This window comes from Acidovorax sp. M2(2025) (assembly GCF_049330835.1).
Classification (GTDB): domain Bacteria; phylum Pseudomonadota; class Gammaproteobacteria; order Burkholderiales; family Burkholderiaceae_C; genus Acidovorax.
Genome location: NZ_CP186262.1, coordinates 4217097 through 4241658, shown reverse-complemented (window position 1 = coordinate 4241658; position 24562 = coordinate 4217097). Strand labels below are relative to the sequence as shown.

Sequence of the window (24562 nt, the reverse complement as noted above, 5' to 3'; positions counted from 1 at the left end):
GAGGTGGGGGGGCTGGGAGGTCACTGCCAGCTGCCGATGTCGGCGTCCTTGCCTTCGCCGCCCGACTGGCCGTCCGCGCCGAAGGACATCACGTCGATCTCCCCCTTGATGCCGGGGTTCAGGTATTGGTAGGGGCGGCCCCAGGGGTCGTTGGGCAGCTTCTCCAGGTAGAGCTTCCAGTTGTTGGGCACCGGCCCGGAGGTGGGCTTCACCACCAGGGCCTGCAGGCCTTGCTCGGACGTGGGGTAGCGCTGGTTGTCCAGGCGGTACAGCTTGAGCGCCTGCATGATGTTGGTGATGTCGGTGCGCGCGGCCGTCACGCGGGCGTCGTCGGCACGTTCCAGCACGTTGGGCACGATCAGCGCGGCCAGCACGCCGATGATGACCAGCACCACCATCAGCTCGATGAGGGTGAAGCCCTTGGCCAGGCTGCGGCGGGCTGAGCGCACGAGGAGGGGGAAGGAGGTGTTCACTGCGGCAGTCTCGGGAAAGGGGATGGTCGAATCGCGTGAATCATAATCTCCGCATGGTGACCAATACGTACAGCAAATGGGGCGTGCGCCTGGGGACTCTGGCGCTGTGGGCCGCTGCAGGCGCCAGCGTCGTGTTCTGGGGGCTGCGCCTGTCGGCGCCGCCGGCGTCCGGCATGGTGCCCGTGGCGCCACCGGCCCCGCTGGCCCCCGATGCGCAGGCGCTGGCGCGGCTGCTGGGAGCGGCGCCTGCCCAGGCGGCAGCACCCTCGGCGGCGCCCGTGGCACCGCTGGCCAGCCGCTTCACGCTGGTGGGGGTGCTGTCGGGCCGCAACAGCGGCGGGGGCGCGGCGCTGATCGCCGTGGACGGCCAGCCCGCCAAGCCGTACCGGGTGGGCGCCGTGGTCGCCGAGGGACTGGTGCTGCAGGCGCTGGGGCCGCGCCAGGCGCAGCTGGGCGCGGCCGCGGACGGCCCGGCCAACGTGACCCTGGACATGCCGCTCAAGCGCTGAGGCGCCCTGCGGCCGGCAGTTGGACCTGCTGCCAGGCGCCCCAGGCAGGCGCGGCCACCGGCCAGTCCTGCGACCGGGGCAGCACGCCCGGGCCCTGGGCCAGCAGCCACGTCACGCAGCGGATGACGCCGGCGTGGGTGATCCAGACCACATCGCGTTCCCCTTCCGGTGCGCCGGGTGCGGCCCCGGCCGGCAGCCGCGCGGCGTGCTGCAAGGCGGCCGCCACCCGCGCCAGCATGGCCTGCAGGGGCTCGCCGCCGCCGGGCGGGTAGTGGGGGAAGGCGGCCGTCCAGGCGTCGATGGCGCTGCGGTCCACGGCGTCCCAGGCCCGGCCCTCCCAGCTGCCAAAGTCCATTTCGCGCAGGCGCGCATCGGGTTTTGATGCCAAATCGGGCCGCAGCGCTTGCAGAGCAAGCGCGAGGTGCTCACATCTTTGTAGCGTTGAATGCCACACGCTGGCCCGTGCCGGCAGCGCTTCGGCCAGGCGCCGGGCCGCGTCGTGCGTGGCCTGCGCATCCGCGGGCACGTCCAGCGCCCCGTAGCAGGTGCCGGGCGCCACCAGCGGCTGTGCGTGGCGCACCAGCCACAAGCGGGGGCCGACGGGGGCGGGGGCCACGGCCGCCATCACACCCAGCGCAGGGCCAGGGCGGCGCCCAGGTAGAAGCCGATTTCGCTGACCTGCTGCGTGGCCCCCAGGCAATCGCCCGTGAAGCCCTGCAGCCGGCGCGCGAACCAGCGGGCCATCCAGGCCGCGGCCACGCCGCTCAGGCCGGCGGCTGCTATCAAAAATGGAGCTGGTTGCGCCCATCCCACCAGCGCCAGGGGCGCAAAGCACCACATATGCGCCACCGCCAGCGCGCCGGCCGAGATCTGGTCTGCCAGCGGCTTGCTCTTGGAGCGGGCCGTGTCCCCCACATGCGGCAGGCCGCGCACGATGAGCAGCGGCCAGAAGCGGGACAGCACGTGCCCTCCCGCCAGCGCCAGCAGCGCCGCCTGCAGGCTGTGGGCGCCCAGCAGGGCCAGCAGGCTGGTCTTGGCCAGCAGCGCCAGCACCAGGGCCATGGCGCCGAAAGCACCGAGGCGCGAGTCCTTCATGATGTCCAGCGCCCGTTCGCGGTCGGCAGCGCCGCCCAACCCGTCCACCACGTCCGCCAGGCCGTCCTCGTGAAAGCCGCCGGTCATCCACACCGTGGCCACCGTGCAGAACACGGCCGCCACCGCCGGTGCCAGCGCCTGCGGCGCGAGCGCTGCGTGCAGCGCGGCATACACCCCGGCCGACAGCAGGGCCGCCAGCCAGCCCACACCCGGAAAGTGCGCGGCGCTCGCGCGCAGCATGGCCGGGCTGTACCCCACCCACGCCGCCAGCCGCCCGGTGACCGGGATGCGGGTGAAGAACTGCACAGCCAGCAGGTAGTGGCGCAGGGTTTGCACGGCGGAGTTCAGGTTGCTCTTGTTTTGATAGCTGTCAGCGCTTGATGGATAAGCGCTGGAGGCCGATTTGGCGTCTGGCCTGCTATTTGGAGCGCAAGAACAGCCGGTAGGCCGGGTTGTGCGTCTCCTCGACACAGGGGTAGCCCAGCGTCGCCAGGAAGGCGTCGAAGGTGGCGGCGTCTTCCGGCGGCACCTGGATGCCCACCAGGATGCGGCCGTAGTCCGCGCCCTGGTTGCGGTAGTGGAACAGGCTGATGTTCCAGGTGGGCTGCATCAGGCTCAGGAACTTGAGCAGCGCGCCCGGCCGCTCGGGGAAGGTGAAGCGCAGCAGGCGCTCGTCCTGCGCCAGCGCCGAGTGTCCGCCCACCAGGTGGCGCAGGTGTTCCTTGGCCAGTTCGTCGTGGGTCAGGTCCAGCGTCTCGAAGCCCTGGCGGGCGAAGTTCTTTGCGATCTTCTCCGACTCCCCCTTGCCGTGGGTGGCCAGCCCCACAAAGACATGCGCCCGGGCGGCGTCGCTGATGCGGTAGTTGAACTCCGTCACGTTGCGCGGGCCGCCGGGCAGGCTGCCCACGGCCTCGCAAAAACGGCGGAAACTGCCGCGTTCCTCGGGGATGGTGACGGCGAACAGCGCCTCGCGCTCCTCGCCCACCTCGGCGCGCTCGGCCACGAAGCGCAGGCGGTCGAAGTTCATGTTGGCGCCGCACAGGATGGCGGCGTATGTCTCGCCCTTGGTCTTCTTCTCGGCCACGTACTGCTTGATGGCCGCCACGGCCAGGGCGCCCGCGGGCTCCACGATGCTGCGCGTGTCCACGAAGATGTCCTTGATGGCGGCGCAGACGGCGTCGGTGTCCACGATCACGAAGTCGTCCACCAGGCCGCGGGCCACGCGGAAGGTCTCTTCGCCCACCAGCTTCACGGCCGTGCCGTCGGAAAACAGGCCCACATCGGCCAGCGTGACCCGCTCCTGCGCCCGCACCGACTGGGCCATGGCATCGGAATCGTTCATCTGCACGCCGATCACCTTGATCTCCGGGCGCACGGCCTTGATGTAGTTGGCCACGCCCGAGATCAGTCCGCCCCCGCCGATGGCCACGAACACTGCGTCCAGCTGGTGGCTGCCCAGGCTTTGCAGCTGGCGCAGGATCTCCATGGCGATGGTGCCCTGGCCGGCAATCACGTCCGGGTCGTCAAAGGGGTGGACAAAGGTCAGCCCTTGCTCCTGCTCCAGCGTCACCGCATGGCCGTAGGCATCGGAGTAGCTCTCGCCAAACAGCACCACCTCGCCGCCCAGCGTCCGTACGGCGTCCACCTTGAGCTGGGGAGTGGTCGTGGGCATCACGATCACGGCGCGGGTGCCCAGCTTGTGGGCGCTCATCGCCACGCCCTGGGCGTGGTTGCCCGCCGAGGCGCAGATCACGCCCCGCTGCAGCTGCTCGGCCGAGAGGTGGGCCATCTTGTTGTAGGCCCCCCGCAGCTTGAAGCTGAAGACGGGCTGCTGGTCCTCGCGCTTGAGCAGCACCTTGTTGTGCAGGCGGCGGCTGAGGTTCTTGGCGGGCTCCAGCGCCGACTCCAGGGCCACGTCATAGACGCGGGCGGTCAGGATCTTCTTCAGGTAGTCGGCGGGCGTGAGATGCAGGGTCATGGCAGGCAGGTGAGGCCGCCCCCGGGCGGCGGGGGCACATCATAGTGGAGGGCCGCCACAGGGCGCCGGCGGGGCGAGGCCCACGGGCGGCCGGAGCAAAAAAAAGCCCCGGGCCGTGAGGCCAGGGGCTAATCCATCCTTTGAGGAGATGGAGGAGACAATCGGTGCGGGCGAGGCCCTGGGGCCCCTGCCATCTGCGCAATCGTTTTCTATTCGATTGGCAGCGCATGGGCGAAGTGTAGCGCGAGACTTGCTGCGATGCAGCAAAATCTTTGTCAAATCGAATCGCCGGCACCAAACCGTGCGAAAAAAACCACGTATCACCTGGAGAACACACAATGGAATGCACAGTCAGCTGGACCGGCGGCGCGGGAACCCGCTCCGGCATGGGGTTTGTTGCCGAAACCGGCAGCGGCCACATCCTGGCCATGGATGGCGCGCCGGATGCGGCCAACCCGGCCAACGGCGGCCAGAACCTTGCACCTCGTCCCATGGAGACCGTCCTGGCTGGAACGGGCGGGTGCACGGCCTACGACGTGGTGCTGATCCTCAAGCGGGGCCGGCACGACGTGCGGGGCTGCTCGGTCAAGCTCACCTCCGAGCGTGCCGAAACCGACCCCAAGGTCTTCACCAAGATCCACATGCACTTCACCGTCACCGGCCGCGGCATCCCGTCCGCAGCCGTCGAACGGGCCATCGCCATGAGCCACGACAAATACTGCTCGGCCAGCATCATGCTGGGCAAGACGGCCCAGATCACGACCGGGTTCGAGATCGTGGAAGGCTGAGGCGGCCGGGCCTGCTGCTGCGACCGTTGGGAACGCAGCGCGACAGGTTCCTTGGGTGGCTTGGCTCAAATCGTCGCGCCGTGTGCGCCCGCGGCCTCGGGCGGTCGGCCGCGCAAGCCAATCCGCGCGATAGCCGGGGCTATTGCTGCGTTGCGCCTCGCCCCTCTTTGTGATCCCAGCCCGCACTTACAGGTAATGGGCCGTGGTCGTCATCACCTTGGCGGCGGCCCGCATGGCCGCGCGGGCGGGGCGGGGCAGTTGCAGTGCGCCGGCCGTCCGGGCCTGCGCCGCGTGCCGTTCCTCATCTTCCTTCATGCGCGCCACCACCGCGCGCGAGGCCGCGTCCTGCTCGGGAAGGCGTGCCAGGTGGCCGCGCAGGTGCGCCGCCACCTGGTCCTCAGTCTCAGCCACGAACCCCAGGCTGGTGCGGTCGCTGACCTTGGCCGCCACCACGCCCAAGGCAAAGGCGCCGGCAAACCAGAACGGGTTGAGCACGCTCGGCCGCGCTCCCAGGGCGTCCAGGCGCTGCCGTGTCCAGGCCAGATGGTCCGTTTCTTCCCGCGCCGCGGCCAGCAGGTGGTCGCGCAGCTGCGGGTCTCGCGTGACGGCCGCCTGCCCGGTGTACAGCGCCTGGGCGCACACCTCTCCCACATGGTTGACGCGCATCAACGCGCCCGACAGCTGCTTCTGCGCTGGGGTGAGCGCGCCTTCGGCAATCCCGTGCGCGGGCGTGCGTTCGTGGGCCTGGGGCACGGCGAACAGCGTGCGCAGGGCGGTATCGGCGGCAATCAGCAGGGAATCCATGGGGGCTTTCAAGAGAACCAAGGTTAAAGAAACAAAATTTTCACCTTGATACAGGTGGCAGATATGGGGCCGCAACCGCCCCGCGGCCGATCCGGCGATTTTGCCGGGCCTTCCGGAAATGTTGCAACACTGCAACGATTTTCCCCTTTCGGCCCGTTTGTGGGTGAATTCCTTTGCGAAACCCGGCCGGGTCTGGTGCAATAAGAGCAACTTCCCCACCAGGAGGTTGGCCCGGGGAACCGGCGGGACTGTGCAGGTGCTTCACCATAGACCCCCCGTACCGGCGCCCTATGTTTAACCTTGGAGTAACTCGCAATGAAAAAATCCCTGATTGCCCTGGCTGTGCTGGCTGCTTCCGGCGCTGCAATGGCTCAATCGTCCGTGACCCTGTTCGGCGTGGTCGACGCAACCTACGCTTACGGCTCCGGCAGCGTCGCCAACAAGTCCCAGCTGACCAACTCCGGCTACAACAGCAGCCGTCTGGGCTTCCGCGGCGTGGAAGATCTGGGTGGCGGCCTGTCCGCTTCGTTCTGGCTGGAAGCTGGCCTGAACAACGACAACGGTACCGGCGGCGTTACCAACACCAACAACCAAGCAGCTACCAGCACCGGCGGCGGCCTGACCTTCAACCGTCGTTCGACGGTCAGCCTGAACGGCGGCTTCGGTGAAGTGCGTCTGGGCCGTGACTACACCCCCCAATTCTGGAACCTGACCGTGTTCGATCCGTTCGGCACGAACGGCGTTGGCACCACCCAAACCCTGAACTCCAGCCTGGGCGGCCCCACCACCATCCGCGCTTCGAACGCCATTGGTTACTTCCTGCCTGGCAACCTGGGCGGTTTCTACGGCCAAGCCCAGTACTACATGGGTGAAAACCTGAGCAACACGGCCAACAAGAAGGACGGCAACGGCCTGGCAGCTCGTGTTGGTTACGCTAACGGCCCCATCAACGCCGCTATCGCTTTCTCCGAAACCAAGTACCTGGCTGGCAACATCAAGTCGTGGAACCTGGGTGGCCAGTACGATCTGGGCATGGCCAAGATCATGGCTCACTACAGCGAAGACAAGATCAGCGGTGGCAACGATGGCAAGGGCTTCCTGATCGGTGGTCTGGTGCCCGTGGGCGCTGGCGAAATCCGTCTGGCTTACTCCACCTACAAGGTTGACACCGTTGGTGCCGATCCCCGTACCAACAAGATCGCTCTGGGCTACGTGCACAACCTGTCCAAGCGCACGGCTCTGTACGCTACGTACGCTCACGTGAACAACAAGAACGGCGCTTCTCAAGCTCTGAACGGCGCTGTGACCGGTGTGAACGACAACTCCAACGGTTACGACTTCGGTATCAAGCACAGCTTCTAATATCGACGCTGGCTTCACGCCAGCTGTAGATAGCAAAGCTTCAAAAGCCGCCTTCGGGCGGCTTTTTTTTGGCCATTCTCTTGGCGCCGGCAGGTGCGCATGAATCCGGGAGGGTTGAGAAGGGTGTTGCAGAGGGGTGTAACCCGGGACACATGGGGCAGGGAGGTTTATGTCGCCCCGTGGTTGGTGGACGGTGGTGATGGTGGTGTGTGCCTCGCCGCTTTGGTGCATGACGGTTGGCACCATCCTTGCGTGCCCGGAGGCACGGCCCACCCTGGAGGGAGGCCCTTCGCACTGTCCGGGATTCAGGGATTTCCCGTTGGCTAGGGTGCAACGTTTACTGCATAGTAAAACTTTCAACCGAGAGGGTTCCATGAAACTCAAATACAGCTTGCTGTCTGTAGCCGCAGCCGTGGCATTGCTCGCAACCCCGGTGATCCACGCCAAGCCCTTCAAATGGGCCAGCCAAGGCGAGATTGCCACCTGGGACATTCACTCGCAAAACAACGCGCTGCAAAACGGCCTTCATGCCAACGTGTATGAGAGCCTGGTGTACTACAACAGCAAGACGTTTGAGGTGGAGCCCGTCCTGGCGACGGCCTGGAAAGAGATCAGCCCGACCCAGGTGCGCTTCACTTTGCGCCAGGGGGTCAAGTTCCACGACGGATCTGCATTCACCGCCGACGATGCGGTGTTTTCCATCCAGCGTGCGATGGCCAAGACCTCCAATTTCACACCCTACACCGTGGGTATCAGCAAGGTGGTGAAGGTGGACGCCAACACGGTGGATGTGTTCCTGTCCGCGCCCAACCCGGTGCTGCTGCGGCAGATGACCGAACTGCGCATGATGAGCAAGGCCTGGGCGGAGAAGTACAAGTCCGTGGAGCCCAAGGACATCAAGGGATCGGACGAAAACTATGCGCACCGCAATGCCATGGGCACCGGGCCGTACACGCTTGACTCGTGGCAGCCCGACGTGAAGATGGTCTTCAAGCGCAACCCCAACTGGTGGGGCAAGATGGACGGCAACGTCACGGAAATTGTCTACACCCCCATCAAGTCCGCCGCAACCCGCATCGCGGCCCTGCTGTCGGGCGAGGTGGACATGGTGCTGGACCCCACGCCCCAGGATCTCGGGCGCTTGCGCGCCAACCCGGACCTGAAGGTGATCGACGGCCTGGAGAACCGCACCATCTTCCTCGGCATGGACCAGTTCCGCGAGGAACTGCCCGGCTCCAACATCAAGGGCAAGAACCCGCTCAAGGACGTGCGCGTGCGCAAGGCCCTGTACCAGGCCATCGATGCCGACACGATTTCGCGCAACATCATGCGCGGCTTGGGCAAGCCCACCGGCACCATCATTGCGCCCCAGGTGGCCGGCTACACCGAGGCCGTGGGAAAACGGTTTCCCTACAGCGTGGACGCTGCGAAAAAGCTCCTGGCCGAGGCCGGCTATGCCGATGGGTTTGAAGTGGACTTCGCCTGCCCCAACAACCGGTACATCAACGACGAAGCCATCTGCCAGGCCGTCACGGCCATGTGGTCGCGCATCGGGGTGAAGGCCAAGCTGCGCACGCTGCCGTTGGTCAACTACTTCCCGATGATTCAGCGCTACGAGGCTAGCATCTACATGCTGGGTTGGGGCGTGCCCACGTTTGACGCGCTGTACAGCCTGCAATCGCTGGTACGCTCCGTGGGCCAGGGGGGTGATGGCAATTACAACGTGGGGCGCTACAGCAATCCGCGCATGGATTACCTGGTGGACCGTATCAAGGTGGAAACGGACGCACCGGTCCGCAGCCGCATGCTCACGGAGGCGCTTCAGCTGTCCAACGACACCGTGTCGCACATTCCGCTGCACGACCAGGTGATTCCCTGGGCCATGAAGAAGAATATCGAGGTGGTGCACCGCGCCGACAACCGTGTGGACATGCGCGCGGTCAAGGTGAATTGACGGTTTCCAGCCACACTGGCAATCTGTGCGGAGAGCAAGGGCGCACAACCCTTGCTCTCCTTGGTTTTGTTCAACCGTTTGACGTATCGTTGACTGGCGCACCGTCACCACAAGTGGCGCGCACGCCTTCATCGAACCCTTAGCCGACTTTCCGAATGCTCGCCTTTATCCTGCGCCGCCTGATCCAGGCTGTGATTGTCATGGTCACGGTGGCCTTTATCTCCTTCATGCTGTTCCAGTACGTCGGAGACCCCGTGGTGTTCCTGCTGGGCCAGGATGCCACCCCCGACCAGATCCGCGAATTGCGCACCGCGCTGGGGCTCGACAAGCCGTTCTTCGTCCAGTTCTGGCACTTCCTGGTGAACGCCGCCCAAGGCGAATTCGGCCTGAGCCTGCGCCAGGGCGCCAAGGTATCCCGCCTGATTGCCGAGCGCTTCCCCGCCACGCTGGAACTCGCCCTGGTGGCCGCCGTGCTGGCCCTGGTGATCGGCGTGCCCATGGGGGTGTATGCGGCGCTCAAGCGCGGCACGTTCACCAGCCAGGTCTTCATGACGTTGTCGCTGCTGGGTGTGTCGCTGCCAACGTTCCTGATCGGCATCCTGCTGATCCTGGTGTTTTCCGTCACCCTGGGCTGGTTCCCCAGCTTCGGGCGGGGCGAGGTCGTGCAATTGGGGTGGTGGAGCACCGGCCTGCTCAAGGCCAAGGGCTGGTACCACATCACGCTGCCGGCCATCACGCTGGCCATCTTCCAGCTCACCCTCATCATGCGGCTGGTGCGTGCGGAAATGCTGGAAGTGCTGCGCACCGACTACATCAAGTTTGCCCGCGCCCGAGGCCTGTCCAACCGGGCCATCCATTTTGGGCATGCGCTCAAGAATACGCTGGTGCCTGTGATGACCATCACTGGGCTGCAGCTGGGCGGCCTGATTGCCTTTGCCATCATTACCGAGACCGTGTTCCAGTGGCCCGGCATGGGGCTGCTCTTCATCCAGGCCGTCACCTTTGCCGACATCCCGGTGATGGCGGCTTATCTGTGCCTGATCGCACTGATCTTCGTGGTCATCAACCTGGTGGTTGATCTGCTGTACTTCGTGGTGGATCCGCGCCTGCGGGTCGGCAAGGCGGGAGGCCACTGATGCAAGGCCCTCGACTGAAAGCGGGCGGCCGCGCCTTTGCGCACATCGCGCAGTTCCACCCCGAACTGACCGCACTGCGGCGGGACCTGCATGCCCACCCCGAGCTGGGGTTTGAAGAGGTCTACACCAGCGCGCGGGTGAAAGAGGCGCTCAAGCTCTGCGGCGTGGACGAAATCCACGATGGCATCGGCCGCACGGGCGTGGTGGGGCTCATCCGGGGCCGGAGCACCTCTAGCGGCAGCATGGTGGGGCTGCGCGCCGACATGGATGCGCTGCCGCTGGCGGAGCACAACGATTTCTCCTGGAAGTCCTGCAAGTCCGGGCTCATGCACGGCTGCGGCCATGACGGCCACACCGCCATGCTGGTGGGCGCGGCCCGCTACCTGGCGGAGACGCGCAACTTCGACGGCACGGCCGTCCTGGTGTTCCAGCCGGGTGAGGAAGGGCTCGCGGGTGCGCGGGTCATGATGGAAGATGGCCTGTTCGAGCGCTTTCCGGTCCAGTCCATCTATGCCATGCACAACTGGCCCGCGATGAAGCCCGGCACCGTGGGGCTGAACTCCGGGCCCATGATGGCCGCGGCGGACCGGTTCACCATCGAGATCACCGGCCGCGGCGGACACGGTGCCCATGCCTACCAGACGGTGGACGTGGTGCTGGTGGCCGCGCACATCATCACGGCCGCGCAGAGCATCGTGTCGCGCAACGTGCGGCCCATCGAGAGCGCCGTGCTCAGCATATGCGCCGTGCAAGCGGGGGACCTGGGCGCCTTCAGCGTGCTGCCCGGCACTGCCACGCTGGTCGGCACCGTGCGCACCTTCGACCCGCAGGTGCAGGAAATGGTGGAAAAGCGCCTGAAGGAATTGTGCAACGCCATCGCCCTGGGGTTTGGCGCCACCGCCACGGTGCACTACGAGCGCATCTACCCCGCCACCATCAACAGCGAGAGCGAGGCGCTCTTCGCGGGCGACGTGGCCGAGTCGCTGGTCGGCGCCGACCATGTGGTGCGTGACCTGGAGCCCAGCATGGGGGCCGAGGACTTCGCATTCATGCTCCAGACCCGGCCGGGCGCCTACCTGCGCATCGGACAGGGCACCGGCGCAAGCGGCAGTGCGTTGCACAACAGCCGCTACGATTTCAACGACGACATCCTGCCCCTGGGCGCGGCGCTGCACGCCAGCCTTATCGAGCAGTCCATGCCGCTGCCGGCCGCGTGAGGCGCGGCTTCGTCCCCATCGTTCTTTGCTTGCATTTCACCTTGCGTTGTCGCACCCGTTTTCACACCAGGAGAGTTCCATGAAGATCCAGAGAAAAGTTGCCGTTACCGCATTGTTCGCCGCCATGGCCACGGCCAGCCTGGTGGCAGGCGCGCAGACCATCCGGGTGGCCAACCAAGGCGATGCGCTCTCCCTCGACCCCCATTCGCTGAACGAATCGCTGCAGTTGTCCGTGGACCTCAACGTCTACGACGCGCTGACCGAGCGCAACAAGGATCTGAGCCTGGCCCCTGGGCTGGCCACCGCCTGGAAGCAGACGTCGCCCACCGTATGGCGCTTCGAACTGCGCAAGGGCGTGAAATTCCATGACGGCACGCCTTTCACGGCCGATGACGTGCTGTTCAGCATCACCCGCGCAGCGGGCGATGGCTCGGATGTGAAGGCCAAGGTCAACGACATCAAGGAAGTGCGCAAGGTCAACGACTACGCGGTCGATATTGAAACCAAGGGCCCCTTCCCCATCCTGCCGGACGTGCTCTCCGACCTGGCCATCATGAGCAAGAAGTGGTGCGAGGAAAACAAGGCGGAAAAGCCCGTCGACCGCCGCAAGGGCATCGAGAACACGGCCTCGTTCAAGGCCAACGGCACGGGCCCGTTCCGCGTGCGCGAGCGGCAGCCGGACGTGCGGACGGTGTTCGTGCGCAACCCCAGCTACTGGGGCAAGATCGAGGGCAATGTCCAGGAAGTGATCTTCACCCCGATCGCCAACCCGGCAACGCGTGTGGCGGCACTGCTTTCGGGTGAGATCGACGTGATGGAACCCGTTCCTGTCCAGGACGTGGCACGCCTGAACGCCAGCGGCAACGCACGGGTCGTGACCGGCCCCGAGCTGCGCACCATTTTCCTGGGCATGGACCAGAAGCGCGACGAGCTGCTGTACTCCAGCGTCAAGGGCAAGAACCCCTTCAAGGACAAGCGTGTGCGCCAGGCGTTCTACCAGGCCATCGACATCAACAGCATCCAGCGCACCGTCATGCGCGGCGCATCCCGTCCCACGGGCCTCATGGTCGGCCCAGGCATCAATGGCTGGACGGCCGAGCAGGACAAGCGTCTGCCTTACGACGTGGAAGCCGCCAAGAAACTCATGGCGGATGCGGGTTACCCCAACGGTTTCGAGGTGGCCATGAACTGCCCGAACGACCGCTATGTGAACGACCGCCAGATCTGCGAAGCCGTGGCTGCCAACCTGGCCCGCATCAACGTCAAGATCAACCTGCAGGCGGAGACCAAGGGAACGTACTTCCCGAAGATCCTGCGCCGCGATACGAGCTTCTACATGCTGGGCTGGACGCCCACGACCTATGACTCGCACAACGCCCTGGATGCGCTGATGCGCTGCCCCAACGACAAGACGGGCGATGGCCAGTTCAACCTGGGCTCGTATTGCAACCCCAAGCTGGACGAGGCGATCGCCAAGATCAAGTCCAACACCGACCCCGCGCAGCGCAATGCCCTGATCAAGGAAGCTTTTGCCATGCACGCGGACGACGTGGGCCACCTGCCGCTGCACCAGCAATCGCTGGCCTGGGGCGTCAGCAAGAAGGTGTCGCTGACCCAGCGCGCCGACAACTTCATGCCGTTCAAGTGGATGAGCATCACCAAGTAAGCGCCGCCAGCGAAGACGCTTTGAACGCGGGCCGCGCCCACCGGCGCGTCCCGCCCGTTCCTTGAAAGACGCACCGGCGCGGAGCCACCCTGCGCCGGGGCTTGTTCACCTCCCACGATGAAAACTACCCTTGCCCGCTGGCTTGACAGCGACATTGGCCACAGCTTCCGCACCTCGCCGGTGGCGATCCTGGCCGCCGCGATTGCGCTGGTCTGCGTGTTTTGCGCCGCCTTCGCCGGATGGGTTGCTCCGCACAACCCTTTTGACCTTGCCACGCTGGAGCTCAGCGACGCGCGGTTGCCTCCCGGCTGGAGTGCCGAAGGCTCCTGGAAATACCCCCTGGGCACGGACGACCAGGGCCGGGACATTCTCTCGGCCTTGATCTACGGGGCCCGCATCTCGCTGGTGGTGGGGGTTGCGTCGGTCGTTCTGTCGGTGGTTTTCGGGGTCGCGTTCGGGCTGCTTGCGGGCTTTCGCGGCGGGTGGGTGGACGCGGTGCTCATGCGCCTGTGCGACGTGATGCTCTCCTTCCCCGCCATCCTGGTGGCCCTGCTGATCGCCGGCGTTGGCCGGGCGCTGTTTCCCAATGCGCACGAGTCGCTGGCCTTCGGGGTGCTGATCCTCTCGATTTCACTGACCGGCTGGGTCCAGTACGCCCGCACGGTGCGCGGTTCCACGCTGGTGGAGCGCAACAAGGAATACGTGCAGGCCGCCCGCGTCACGGGCGTGCCGTCGCTGCGCATCATGCGCAAGCATGTGCTGCCCAATGTGCTGGGGCCGGTCCTGGTGCTCGCCACCATCCAGGTGGCCACGGCCATCATCACCGAGGCCACTCTGTCGTTCCTGGGCGTGGGGGCGCCGCCCACCTCGCCCTCGCTGGGCACGCTGATCCGCATTGGCAACGACTACCTGTTCTCGGGCGAATGGTGGATCACGGTATTCCCGGGCGCCATGCTCGTGCTGATCGCACTGTCCGTGAACCTGCTGGGAGACTGGCTGCGCGACGCCCTGAACCCCAGGCTGCGCTGAACAAGAACCTGTGACTACCCCATGAGCCTTCTAGAAGTCAAAAACCTCGTTGTCGAATTCCCCGGCCGCCGCGGTACCCTGCGCGCCCTGGACGACATCTCCTTCTCCATCGCGCCCGGAGAGATCCTGGGCGTGGTGGGGGAGTCCGGCGCGGGCAAGTCGCTCACGGGCGCGGCCATCATCGGCTTGCTGGAGCCGCCGGGCCGGGTGGCCTCGGGCCAGATCCTGCTGGAGGGCCAGCGCATCGACAACCTGGACCACGAGGCCATGCGTCACATCCGCGGCCGCCGCATTGGCGCCATCTTCCAGGACCCGCTGACCTCGCTGAACCCGCTGTACACCGTGGGCCGCCAGTTGACCGAGACGATCCTGACCCACTTGCCGGTGACCCCGGCCGAAGCGCGCCGGCGTGCCATCGAGCTGCTCAAGGACACGGGCATCCCTGCCGCCGAAGAGCGTATCGACCACTATCCGCACCAGTTTTCGGGGGGCATGCGCCAGCGCGTGGTGATTGCCCTGGCCCTGGCGGCGGAGCCCAAGCTCATCGTGGCCGACGAGCCCACCACAGCGCTGGACGTGTCCATCCAGGCGCAGATCATCACGCTGCTCAAGAACATCTGCAAATCGCGCGGCGCTGCCGTCATGCTGATCACGCACGACATGGGCGTGATCGCCGAGACGTGCGACCGCGTGGCCGTGCTGTACGCGGGCCGCGTGGCCGAGATCGGGCCCGTGCACGACGTCATCAACCATCCCGCCCACCCCTACACCGCCGGGCTCATGGCCTCCATCCCCGACATGGAGCAGGACCGCGAGCGCCTGAACCAGATCGACGGCGCCATGCCGCGCCTGAACGCCATTCCCCGCGGCTGCGCCTACAACCCGCGCTGCCCCAAGACCTTTGACCGCTGCATGAACGAACGCCCTGACCTGATGGACGCAGGTACCACCCGCGCAGCCTGCTGGCTGCACGCGGACCGCTCGGAAAACACGGGGGTGCCCGCATGAACACCGCTACCGCCACCGCCTCAGCCACCCCCGTGGCCGCCGCTGCAAGCCAGCCGCTGGTCCAGGCCCATGACCTGGCCAAGACCTTCGACGTCTCTGCACCGTGGCTCAACCGCGTGCTGGAACGCAAGCCCCGCACGCTGCTGCACGCCGTGGACGGCGTGAGTTTCGAGATCGAGAAGGGCAAGACGCTGGCCCTGGTGGGCGAGTCCGGTTGCGGCAAGAGCACCGTGGCCCGCCTGCTGGTGGGCCTGTACGAGCCCACGCGGGGCGGCCTCACCTTTGACGGCCAGGACGCTCACGCTGCCTTCAAGGGCAGCAATGCCAAGGCCATGCGCCGCCGCATCCAGATGATCTTCCAGGACCCCTACGCGAGCTTGAACCCGCGCTGGCTCGTGGAAGACATCATCGGCGAGCCACTGCGCGAGCATGGGCTCATCACCGACAAGGCGCAGCTCAAGCAGCGCGTGGGCGAATTGCTCCAGTCTGTCGGCCTTTCGCCGCTGGACATGGCCAAGTACCCCCACCAGTTCTCGGGCGGCCAGCGCCAGCGCATCTCCATCGCGCGCGCCCTGGCCACCGAGCCGGAATTCCTGGTGTGCGACGAGCCGACGTCGGCGCTGGACGTGTCGGTGCAGGCCCAGGTCCTCAACATCATGAAGGACCTGCAGCGCCAGCGCCACCTCACCTACCTGTTCATCAGCCACAACCTGGCCGTGGTGCGCCACGTGAGCGACCAGGTGGGCGTGATGTACCTCGGGCGTCTGGTGGAGCTGGCCGACAAGCACCAGCTGTTTGACCGCCCCCGCCATCCGTACACGCGGATGCTGCTCGACGCCATTCCCAAGATGCACGACACGGGCAAGGCCCGCACGCCGGTCCAGGGCGAAGTCCCCAACCCGCTGAATCCCCCCGCCGGCTGCGCCTTCAATCCGCGCTGCCCCCATGCCAACGAGCGCTGCCGGGCCGAGCGCCCGCAGCTGCTCAGCCTGGGGGGCATCCGCATCGCATGCCATGCGGTGGAAGAGGGCCGTATCTGAACCCGTGGGGGCGCCTCTCCAATAAAGCAGAGGGATAGACCCCGGGCGAAACCAAGCCCCGCGCGCAGGCTTGGCCGGAGGGCGCTTGATGGAGGGCTGGGGCGCCGCGCGAGGCTGCCTGCGTCGGCCGAACTCCGCTGAGTGCATCAGCAGTTGCCCCGCCGGCTGGCACGCTGTTGCGTCGCAGGCGCGCGTGCCAAAACTTCCTTGGTGAAAGTCCGCCAAGTTTGTAATATCCGCCGTTACAACAGCAACGGATCGCAACGGCCGGGCTGTGCTGCTGCGAATCCCCTGGCGTGCCTGGCCGCGCCGGCCTCTTCTTCTTTTTGATCCATGCCTGCCCTTTCGATCCTGGAGAGCCTGGCCTCTCAGCTTTGTCTGCGCGTCCGCCGCAGCGTCCTGGCGCTGGCCTGGGGCGCTTTGGTGCTGCTCCTGTCCACCACGGCCGCGCACGCCGCCGTCGAATTGCGCACCCTGATCGACAGCGACAACAACCCGGCCACCGGCTGCTCCGTGGCGACCCCGGCGGGCACCTTCGCGGGCGTTGACCAGGCGGCCGTCACCCGCGTCGATCTTTCCGTGGCGGACCCGGTGGGCGACGTGTCGCGCGAGATCTGCCAGGGCGGCGCGCTGGTACCCGACCCCGGCTTTGTCCCGCTGGCGCCGCTGCGCTGGCCCGTGGGCGTGGCGGGCGCTGGGGTGCAGACCGATGTGGTGGAGAGCTACACGCAGCTCCTCACGCCGCCGTCGGTGCTCCGGCTGGGCTTTGTTTCCCAGACGACGGACGGCAGTACCGCCCCAAGTGCCGTGCTGACGCCGGATGGCAGCGGCAATGGAGGCGGCGATGGAAGCGGTGGTGGCGGCGGCATTCAGATCGTCGCCCCGGCGGCGCCGCCCGCCGCTCTGCCGGTGCCCGGGCTGGGCCGGGCAGGGCTGCTGCTGGTGGCTGGCCTGCTGGTGGCAGCCACCTACCGGTTTGCACGGTTGCGCCGCTATGCGGCGAGCTGCCTGGCACTGGGCCTGCTGTTTGCCGTCGGATACGCCTGGGCGGCCATCGTGCGCGACGGGGTGCCCGCCGATTGGGGCAGCACGCCGCCCATCGCCACGGCGCCGACCACGGGGCCGCTGCAAATCTCGGCCGTGTATGCGCAGCTGGAAGGCAACGTCTTGCACCTGCGGTACGACCTGGACCTGGGGGTGCGCGGCGGCTCCACGCAGGACGACGGCCCTTTCAATGCCACGGTGGGCAGCGCCCTGCCGGTGGTGGCGCCGGGCGTCCTGGGCAACGATACGCTCGGCGTGCCGCCCATGGAAGTGCGCGAGTTCCGCGTGCAGGGCGCGGCCACCAACACACCGGCCGGCGGCACCGTCCCGTTCGCGGGCAGCACGCTCACGGTGCGCCCCGACGGCAGTTTCATGGTGGGCGCGCCGACGGCGGCGGGCACCTTCAAGTTCGAATACCGGGCCCACAACCTCCTCACGCCCGGCGGCTGGAGCGTGGCAACCGTCGACGTGGCGCAGGCGCCGGTGTGCGGCGACGGGGTGCGCGCCGGTGCGGAAGTCTGCGATGACGGCAATACCGTCTCGGAAGTCTCCTGCCCCTACGGCCAGACGAGCTGCACGGCCTGCAATGCCAGCTGCACCGAAGTCTTGCACCTGAGCGGCGCTTTTTGCGGGGACGGCATTCCCAACGGGGCCGAGGTCTGCGATGACGGAAACACCCTGACCGAAACCGCCTGCCCTTACGGCGAGCCCACCTGCATCCGCTGCAATGCCACGTGCACGGCCACCTTGCCCCTGACGGGCGCGTTCTGCGGAGACAGCGTGGTCAGTGGCGCGGAGGTGTGCGATGACGGCGACGCCGTCACCGAGACCAGTTGCCCGTACGGCCAGGAGAATTGCACACGCTGCAATGCCACCTGCACCCAAGTCCTGCACCTGACCGGACCCTTCTGTGGGGACAGTGTTCTCAATGCCGCAGAGGTCTGCGATGACGGGAACAAAATCAACGAGACCGAGTGCCTCTACGGCGAGGCGACCTGCACCCGCTGCAACGGCAGCTGTACGGGCACCTTGTCCTTGACGGGCGCGTACTGCGGGGACTACGTGGTCAGTGGCTCCGAGGTGTGCGACGACGGCGATGCCGTCACCGAGACCAGCTGCCCGTACGGCCAGGAAAATTGCACGCGCTGCAACGCGACCTGCACCGAGGTCCTGCACCTGACCGGGCCTGTCTGTGGGGACGGCATTCTCCAGGCCGCCGAGGTCTGCGATGACGGGAACAAGATCAACGAGACAGAGTGCCCCTACGGCGACGTGACCTGCACCCGCTGCAACGCCAACTGCACGGCCATCTTGTCGCTCACCGGCGGGTACTGCGGGGATGGCGTGGTCAGCAGCACGGAAGTGTGCGACGACGGCAACGCCACCACGGAGACCGCCTGCCCGTTGGGCCAGGCGAGCTGCACGGTCTGCAACGCCACGTGCAACGCCACGGTGCAGCTGAACAACTGACGCCCCGGTCTGGCGGATCGCGCCAGGGGCGTCAGGCGTACCGTTTGGCCCGCAGGTTCTCTTTCATCTGCTGCAGGATGGGCTGCAGCGAGCTGCCGATGCGCAGCGCCACGCAGGTGGCCAGCACGTCGATGATGAGCAGGTGCATCAGGCGCGACACCATGGGGCTGTAGCGGTCGTAGCCCTCGGGATGGTCGGCCGCCAGGTGGATCTGGCAGGTGCTCGCCAGGGGCGAGCCGCTGGCCGTGATGGCGATGGTGGTGGCGCCGTTCTTGCGCGCAATGTCGGCGGCGTCCATCAGGTCGCGCGTGCGGCCGGAGTTGGAAATGATCACCGCGCAGTCGCCCGGCCCCAGCAGGGTGGCGCTCATCACCTGCATGTGGCCGTCGCTGGTGGCGATCGAGGTTACGCCCAGGCGGAAGAACTTGTGCTGTGCATCCTGCGCCACGATGCCGGAGTTGCCCACGCCGTAGAACTCGATGCGCTTGCCCTTTTTCCAGGTGTCTGCAATGGCCTCGGCCGCGCGCTCCAGCGCCACCGTGCTGGCGGCGTTGCGGTACTGCAAAAAGGCGGCCACGGCGTTGTCCACCACCTTCACCAGCACGTCGCCCGTCTTGTCGTCGGCATCCACGCTGCGGTGGATGAAGGGCACACCCTCGCTCACGCTGCCCGCAAGCTTCAGCTTGAAGTCGGCCAGCCCGTCGTAGCCCATGCTGCGGCAAAAACGCACGACGGTGGGCTTGCTCACGTGGGCGCGCTCGGCCAGCTCGCGCACCGGCAGGCGGGCAAACGCGCGGGGGTCGCTCAGCACCAGCCGGGCGACCCGTTGCTCGGCGGGGGCCAGGGACGAAAGCGAGGCGGTGATGCGATCAAGCATGGAGCGGGTTTCCTGGCAATGGCGCGGGTGGCAAGGGCACGGAGGCAAGAAATGGTAACTGCGTTCCATCGCCGTGGCACCTGTCTATTCAGAGACCGGGCAAGGACATCCTTCCACGGCGCGTCGGTGGCCGGCGGCAGGCCCCGGGGCCGATGCGGAATAATGACGCCATGAACCAACTCGACGCCCTCAAACAGTTCACCACCGTGGTTGCCGACACCGGCGACTTCAAGCAACTGGCGCAGTTCCAGCCCCGGGATGCGACCACCAACCCGTCGCTGATTCTCAAGGCCGTGCAAAAGCCCGAGTACGCGCCGCTGCTGCAGGAAACCGTGGCCCACTGGAAGGGCCGGGCCATGGACGAGATCATCGACCGCCTGCTGGTGCGCTTTGGCTGCGAGATCCTGGCCACCATCCCCGGCCGCGTGTCCACCGAGGTCGATGCCCGGTTGAGCTTTGATACCGACGCCACCGTGGCCCGCGCCGAACGCATCATCGAGCTGTACCAGGCCGAGGGCGTGCACATCGACCGCGTGCTGATCAAGATCGCCTCCACCTGGGAAGGCATCCAGGCGGCCGAGAAGCTCGAGCGCAAGGGCATCCACACCAACCTCACGCTGCTGTTTGCCTTCTGCCAGGCCGTCGCCTGCGGCCAGGCCAAGGTGCAGCTGATCTCGCCCTTCGTGGGCCGCATCTACGACTGGTACAAGAAGCAGGCCGGCGCCGGCTGGGACGAGGCCGCCCGGAGCGGTGCCAACGACCCGGGCGTGCAGTCGGTCACGCAGATCTACAACCACTACAAGCGCTTCGGCATTGCCACCGAGGTGATGGGCGCGAGCTTCCGCAATGTGGGCCAGATCACGGCCCTGGCCGGCTGCGACCTGCTCACCATCGCCCCCGAGCTGCTGGCGCAGCTGGCCGCCAGCGACGCGCCGCTGCAGCGCGCCCTGCACGCCGACGCCGCCAAGGCCATGGACCTGCCCGCGGTGAACTACGACGAGGCGGGCTTCCGCTTTGCGCTGAACGAAGACGCCATGGCCACGGAAAAGCTGGCCGAAGGCATCCGCGCCTTTGCGGCCGATGCGGTCAAGCTGGAAAAGCTGATCCTCGCTCTCTGAGCCGGAGCACCCCGCGCGCCTTGTGAGCCCCCGTGCATGCCGCGGGGTGTGGGCAGCGCCTTTTTGTCTGGCGTAGCGGGGTTGCGCAGGGTTTCAAGGGTTTTTGGGCTCTGGCACCCATGCGGCAAGCGCCGGCAGCTATTAAAAATATAGCAAACTACGCCGCTTGAACCTTGCCCAGCGGCAGGCGCAGCCCCACGCGCAGCCCGCGCATGCCGTTGGCCTCGGCCACGGTTTCGCCGCCGTGGCGCAGGGCGATTTCCTCCACGATGGACAGGCCCAGGCCGCAGCCTCCGGCCTTGTCGGAGCCGCGCCAGAAGCGCGCAAACAGGTCGCCCAGGTGCTCGGCCGGCACGCCGGGTCCGTCGTCTTCCACCAGCAGCAGCGCCCCGGGGCGGGTGTCCGGGGCCTCGCCGGCCGCTGCGGGTGCACGGGCCGCGCGCACCGTCACGTTGGCCCCCGGGCCTGCATAGTGCAGGGCGTTGTCGATCAGGTTGTTCAGCGCCTCGCGCAGCAGCAAGGGGTGGCCTTGCACGGGCAGGGCATCGTCGCCTTCGTAGCCCAGGTCCATGCCCTGCGCCAGGGCCCGCGCGGCCCATTCGCGGGCCACCTCGCGCGCCAGCGCCGCCAGGTCCACGGGCTGCATCTCCACGTTCGACTCCGACCGCGCCAGCTGCAGCAGCTGGTGCACCAGGTGGGCGCTGCGCTGCGCCGCCGACAGCACCTTGAGCAGCCGGTCCTGCACGGCGGGCTCCCGGCTCTCGTGCAGCGCCAGCTCGGTCTGCCCGATCAGGCCCGCCAGCGGGGTGCGCAGCTGGTGGGCGGCGTCGTTGAGGAAGCGCTTTTCCTTCTGCTGGGCGCGGGCCACCGTCTCCAGCAGGCGGTTGATGGTGCTGGCCAGCGAATACACCTCCTGCGGCGCGGACGTCAGCTCGATGGGGTGCAGCGCAAAGTCGCCGCTGCGCTGGGGCGGGGCGCCCGCCCGGTCGATTTGCGCCTCCAGGCGCTTGAGGGGCTGCAGCCCGCGCAGCACGCCCGCGTACACCACCGCGCTCAAGGCCAGGCCCATCAGCCCCATGGGCAACAGCATCTGCTGCAGCAGCTCCTGTGCGATGCGCTCGCGCACGGTCAGGCTTTGGGCCACCTGCACCCGGAGCGTCTGGCGCGACTGCGGGGTCCCGTAGTCCACATCCAGCAGGGCCACGCGAACGGCCTTGCCGTCCAGCCGCGCGTGGTAGAGGTAGGGGTCTCCCACCTGCACCGTGACGGGCGGGGGCGGCGGCAGTTGCGCATTGCCCAGCAGGAAGCGCCCGGGCGGCGACGACACCATGTAGGTCACGCGGTCGGTCGGGTCCTGCTCCAGGATGTCCTGCGCGGCTTTCGGAAAGTCCACCAGCAGGCCGTCGCCGATCGGCTTGATCTGCCGCGCCAGGGCGCGCACCGACTGCGTCAGCGTCTGGTCGATGCCCTTCTCGCCGTTTTGCAGCGCCACCCGCCACGCCAGGAACCCGCCCGACAGCCACAGCACCAGCTGCGGCAGCAGCAGCCACAGCAGCAGCTTGCGTTGCAGGGAGACGCCCGGGACATGGCGCATGTCAGCGGGTGCCTCCGACGCATGGGATGCTCTGTACGCACCGAGCGGAAAGTGCGCGCTGCGGATCGGGAGGAGCTGCGTGAAGAGGATACCCAGCCCCCGGCGCGGCCCCCGCGAAGCGGCTCAGGGCGGACTTCATTCAGGGCCTGTTCAGCATGTACCCGAGCCCGCGGATGTTGCGGATGCTCAGGGGCGACGCGTCGAGCTTCTTGCGCAGCCGGTGCACATAGACCTCCAGCGCGTTGGAGTTGAGCGGTGCGGCGGTCTGGCCGGGCTCCGGCGGGCCGGCGCGCCAGGCGGCCAGCACGTCGTCGCGGGTGACCACCTCGCCGCACCGGTGCACCAGCAGTTCCAGCAGTTCCCACTCGCGCTGCGTCAGGTCCAGCGGCGTGCCGTTGAGGGCCGCCGTGCGCGCCGTGTGGTCCAGCATCAGCGGGCCCAGCGCCGTGGGCAGGGACACGGCCGCGGTGCTGGGCTGGGTGAACGCGGGCTGGCGGGCCCGCCGCAGCATGGCCTGCAGCCGCGCCTGCAGCTCCTGCATGTTGAAGGGCTTGGTGAGGTAGTCGTCCGCACCGGCATTGAGGCCCCGCACCCGGTCGTCCACGCCATCGCGCGCCGTGAGGATGAGGACGGGCAGGCCCGCGATCTGGCGGCGCACCCAGGTCAGCAGCTCCATGCCGTCGGGGCCGGGCAGGCCGAGGTCGAGAATGATGCCGTCCACCGCGTGGGACTGCAGCACCGTGATGGCGCTGGCCACCGTAGAGGCGGTGCAGACGCTGTACTGCTGCTGTTGAAGTTGGCCGGTCAGCGCGTCGAGCAAAAGAGCGTCGTCTTCGACAATCAGAATCGTGGCCATGCGAATGAGCATATCAAACAGCCCGATTTTCCCGCGCCCAGGGAGTGAGGGAAAGTCCTGAGTGGAAAATTAATTATTGTAATTAAAGTACCGGCTTGCGTTGGTTGGGACCGGGAGGACCACGGCGCGCGAAGCAGACCGAACCGTGGTTCATGACATCGAAGGAGACATGCGTATGTGGAAGATGAAACGAGTGGCCGCCGTGGTGGCGCTGGGCTGGGCAGCCGCGCTGTCCGCCAGCGCGGGCGAGGTGGAGGTGCTGCACTACTGGACCTCGGGCGGCGAGGCCAAGTCGGTTGCCGAGCTCAAGAAGATCATGCAGGCCAAGGGCCACACCTGGCGCGACTTCGCCGTGGCCGGTGGCGGCGGCGACAGCGCCATGACGGTGCTCAAGAGCCGTGTCATCTCGGGCAACCCGCCCTCGGCCGCGCAGACCAAGGGCCCGGCCATCCAGGAGTGGGCCTCCGAAGGCGTGCTGGCCAACATGGACGCCCTGGCCAAGGCCGAGAAGTGGGACGAGCTGCTGCCCAAGGTGGTCGCCGACGTGATGAAGTACAAGGGCGCCTACGTGGCCGCTCCGGTCAACGTGCACCGCGTGAACTGGATGTGGGGCAGCTCCGAGGCGCTGAAGAAGGCCGGCGTGGCCGCGATGCCCAAGACCTGGGACGAGTTCTTCGCCGCCGCCGACAAGCTCAAGGCCGCGGGCCTGGTGCCGGTGGCGCATGGCGGCCAGAACTGGCAGGACTTCACCACCTTTGAATCCGTGGTGCTGGGCGTGGGCGGGGCCAAGTTCTACCAGGACGCGCTAGTCAAGCTGGACAACACCGCGCTCACCAGCGACACGATGAAGAAGTCGCTGGAAACCTTCCGCCGCATCAAGGGCTACACGGACCCCGGCGCCCCCGGCCGCGACTGGAACCTGGCCACGGCCATGCTGATCCAGGGCAAGGCGGGCTTCCAGCTGATGGGCGACTGGGCGAAGGGCGAGTTCCTGGCCGCCGGCAAGGTGCCGGGCAAGGACTTCCTGTGCGCTGCGGCACCGGGCTCGGCCAACGCGTTCACCTTCAATGTGGACTCGTTCATCCTCTTCAAGCTCAAGGACGCCGCGGCGCAGAAGGCGCAGAGCGACCTGGCCAGCGCCATCATGAGCCCCGCGTTCCAGGAGGTGTTCAACCTGAACAAGGGATCCATCCCGGTGCGCGCCGGCATGCCCATGGACAAGTTTGACGACTGCGCCAAGGCGTCGGCCAAGGACTTCGTCGACGCGGCCAAGAGCGGTGGGCTGGTGCCCAGCGCGGCCCATGGCATGGCCATCGCTCCCGCCACGGAAGGCGCCATCAAGGACACCGTCAGCCAGTTCTGGAACGACGACAAGATCACTGTCGCCGATGCCATGAAGAAGATCGCGGCCGCCGCGAAAACCAAGTGAGACACGGCGCGTGCAGGCCGCGCAGGCGGCTGCAGCGCACGCGCTGAAACCAACAAGAGGGGACCCATCATGAAGACAAGAAACCGCCTCACGGCGGTGGCTTTGGCCGCCGCAT

Annotated in this window: 21 protein-coding genes; 13 read left to right on the top strand and 8 right to left on the bottom strand. The window is 67.0% G+C overall.

Going from position 1 to position 24562, the window contains the following annotated elements:
- Positions 1 to 20 precede the first annotated feature (20 nt).
- A complete protein-coding gene (gene gspG / locus ACOYR3_RS19475) occupies positions 21 to 398 on the bottom strand; it encodes a type II secretion system major pseudopilin GspG (RefSeq protein WP_422846622.1) in 378 nt (125 codons plus the stop codon).
- Between the two features lie 128 nt (positions 399 to 526).
- On the opposite strand from gspG, the gene ACOYR3_RS19470 reads away from it, so the two are divergent.
- Positions 527 to 982: a type II secretion system protein N gene (locus ACOYR3_RS19470; protein WP_422843951.1), complete on the top strand. Its 456-nt coding sequence runs from the start codon at positions 527 to 529 to the stop codon at positions 980 to 982.
- On the opposite strand, the gene ACOYR3_RS19465 is transcribed toward ACOYR3_RS19470, so the two are convergent.
- The 3 genes from ACOYR3_RS19465 to ilvA all read right to left on the bottom strand — a co-directional run bounded on the left by ACOYR3_RS19465 (position 972) and on the right by ilvA (position 4055).
- Complete coding sequence (locus tag ACOYR3_RS19465; protein WP_422843950.1) at positions 972 to 1607, bottom strand: histidine phosphatase family protein; 636 nt, start codon at positions 1605 to 1607, stop codon at positions 972 to 974. The two genes, ACOYR3_RS19470 and ACOYR3_RS19465, sit on opposite strands and share 11 nt — an antisense overlap.
- Complete coding sequence (locus ACOYR3_RS19460; RefSeq protein WP_422843949.1) at positions 1607 to 2413, bottom strand: adenosylcobinamide-GDP ribazoletransferase; 807 nt, start codon at positions 2411 to 2413, stop codon at positions 1607 to 1609. The genes ACOYR3_RS19465 and ACOYR3_RS19460 overlap by 1 nt, the downstream gene beginning before the upstream one ends.
- A gap of 82 nt (positions 2414 to 2495) precedes the next feature.
- On the bottom strand, positions 2496 to 4055 hold the full coding sequence (gene ilvA / locus ACOYR3_RS19455) for a threonine ammonia-lyase, biosynthetic (protein WP_422843948.1): 1560 nt from the start codon (positions 4053 to 4055) through the stop codon (positions 2496 to 2498).
- Between the two features lie 338 nt (positions 4056 to 4393).
- Here ilvA and ACOYR3_RS19450 point away from each other — a divergent pair, with 338 nt between their 5' ends.
- A complete protein-coding gene (locus ACOYR3_RS19450) occupies positions 4394 to 4843 on the top strand; it encodes an OsmC family protein (RefSeq protein WP_422843947.1) in 450 nt (149 codons plus the stop codon).
- Between the two features lie 186 nt (positions 4844 to 5029).
- On the opposite strand, the gene coq7 is transcribed toward ACOYR3_RS19450, so the two are convergent.
- Complete coding sequence (coq7, locus tag ACOYR3_RS19445; protein ID WP_422843946.1) at positions 5030 to 5647, bottom strand: 2-polyprenyl-3-methyl-6-methoxy-1,4-benzoquinone monooxygenase; 618 nt, start codon at positions 5645 to 5647, stop codon at positions 5030 to 5032.
- 315 nt (positions 5648 to 5962) lie between these two features.
- Between coq7 and ACOYR3_RS19440 the strand changes: the two genes are divergently transcribed.
- From ACOYR3_RS19440 to ACOYR3_RS19400, 9 genes are all read left to right on the top strand, one after another.
- On the top strand, positions 5963 to 7009 hold the full coding sequence (locus ACOYR3_RS19440; RefSeq protein ID WP_422843945.1) for a porin: 1047 nt from the start codon (positions 5963 to 5965) through the stop codon (positions 7007 to 7009).
- Positions 7010 to 7382: 373 nt separating this feature from the next.
- Positions 7383 to 8963, top strand: coding sequence for an ABC transporter substrate-binding protein (locus tag ACOYR3_RS19435; RefSeq protein WP_422843944.1), 1581 nt, complete (start codon positions 7383 to 7385; stop codon positions 8961 to 8963).
- Between the two features lie 155 nt (positions 8964 to 9118).
- Positions 9119 to 10099 carry an ABC transporter permease gene (locus tag ACOYR3_RS19430; protein ID WP_422843943.1) on the top strand — a complete coding sequence of 327 codons (981 nt, stop codon included), beginning with the start codon at positions 9119 to 9121 and terminating at the stop codon, positions 10097 to 10099.
- Positions 10099 to 11316 (top strand): M20 aminoacylase family protein, encoded by a 1218-nt coding sequence (locus ACOYR3_RS19425; protein ID WP_422843942.1) that lies wholly within the window; start codon positions 10099 to 10101, stop codon positions 11314 to 11316. The genes ACOYR3_RS19430 and ACOYR3_RS19425 overlap by 1 nt, the downstream gene beginning before the upstream one ends.
- Before the next feature lie 79 nt (positions 11317 to 11395).
- Positions 11396 to 12982, top strand: coding sequence for an ABC transporter substrate-binding protein (locus ACOYR3_RS19420; RefSeq protein WP_422843941.1), 1587 nt, complete (start codon positions 11396 to 11398; stop codon positions 12980 to 12982).
- 117 nt (positions 12983 to 13099) lie between these two features.
- Complete coding sequence (locus tag ACOYR3_RS19415) at positions 13100 to 14011, top strand: ABC transporter permease (protein WP_422843940.1); 912 nt, start codon at positions 13100 to 13102, stop codon at positions 14009 to 14011.
- Between the two features lie 21 nt (positions 14012 to 14032).
- Positions 14033 to 15019: an ABC transporter ATP-binding protein gene (locus ACOYR3_RS19410; RefSeq protein ID WP_422843939.1), complete on the top strand. Its 987-nt coding sequence runs from the start codon at positions 14033 to 14035 to the stop codon at positions 15017 to 15019.
- Positions 15016 to 16059, top strand: a complete 1044-nt coding sequence (locus tag ACOYR3_RS19405) for an ABC transporter ATP-binding protein (RefSeq protein WP_422843938.1) — start codon at positions 15016 to 15018, stop codon at positions 16057 to 16059. Before ACOYR3_RS19410 ends, ACOYR3_RS19405 begins: the two co-directional genes overlap by 4 nt.
- A gap of 333 nt (positions 16060 to 16392) precedes the next feature.
- The gene (locus ACOYR3_RS19400) at positions 16393 to 18573 is read left to right on the top strand and encodes a hypothetical protein (protein WP_422843937.1); all 2181 of its coding nucleotides are present in this window, start codon (positions 16393 to 16395) and stop codon (positions 18571 to 18573) included.
- A gap of 31 nt (positions 18574 to 18604) precedes the next feature.
- On the opposite strand, the gene ACOYR3_RS19395 is transcribed toward ACOYR3_RS19400, so the two are convergent.
- Positions 18605 to 19450, bottom strand: coding sequence for a MurR/RpiR family transcriptional regulator (locus ACOYR3_RS19395; protein WP_422843936.1), 846 nt, complete (start codon positions 19448 to 19450; stop codon positions 18605 to 18607).
- 170 nt (positions 19451 to 19620) lie between these two features.
- Between ACOYR3_RS19395 and tal the strand changes: the two genes are divergently transcribed.
- Positions 19621 to 20568: a transaldolase gene (tal, locus tag ACOYR3_RS19390; RefSeq protein WP_422843935.1), complete on the top strand. Its 948-nt coding sequence runs from the start codon at positions 19621 to 19623 to the stop codon at positions 20566 to 20568.
- A 157-nt stretch (positions 20569 to 20725) separates the two neighbouring features.
- On the opposite strand, the gene ACOYR3_RS19385 is transcribed toward tal, so the two are convergent.
- Positions 20726 to 22162: a sensor histidine kinase gene (locus ACOYR3_RS19385; protein WP_422843934.1), complete on the bottom strand. Its 1437-nt coding sequence runs from the start codon at positions 22160 to 22162 to the stop codon at positions 20726 to 20728.
- A gap of 139 nt (positions 22163 to 22301) precedes the next feature.
- Positions 22302 to 23018 (bottom strand): response regulator transcription factor, encoded by a 717-nt coding sequence (locus ACOYR3_RS19380; protein WP_422843933.1) that lies wholly within the window; start codon positions 23016 to 23018, stop codon positions 22302 to 22304.
- 175 nt (positions 23019 to 23193) lie between these two features.
- On the opposite strand from ACOYR3_RS19380, the gene ACOYR3_RS19375 reads away from it, so the two are divergent.
- Positions 23194 to 24447, top strand: a complete 1254-nt coding sequence (locus ACOYR3_RS19375; RefSeq protein WP_422843932.1) for an ABC transporter substrate-binding protein — start codon at positions 23194 to 23196, stop codon at positions 24445 to 24447.
- Positions 24448 to 24562: the final 115 nt, after the last annotated feature.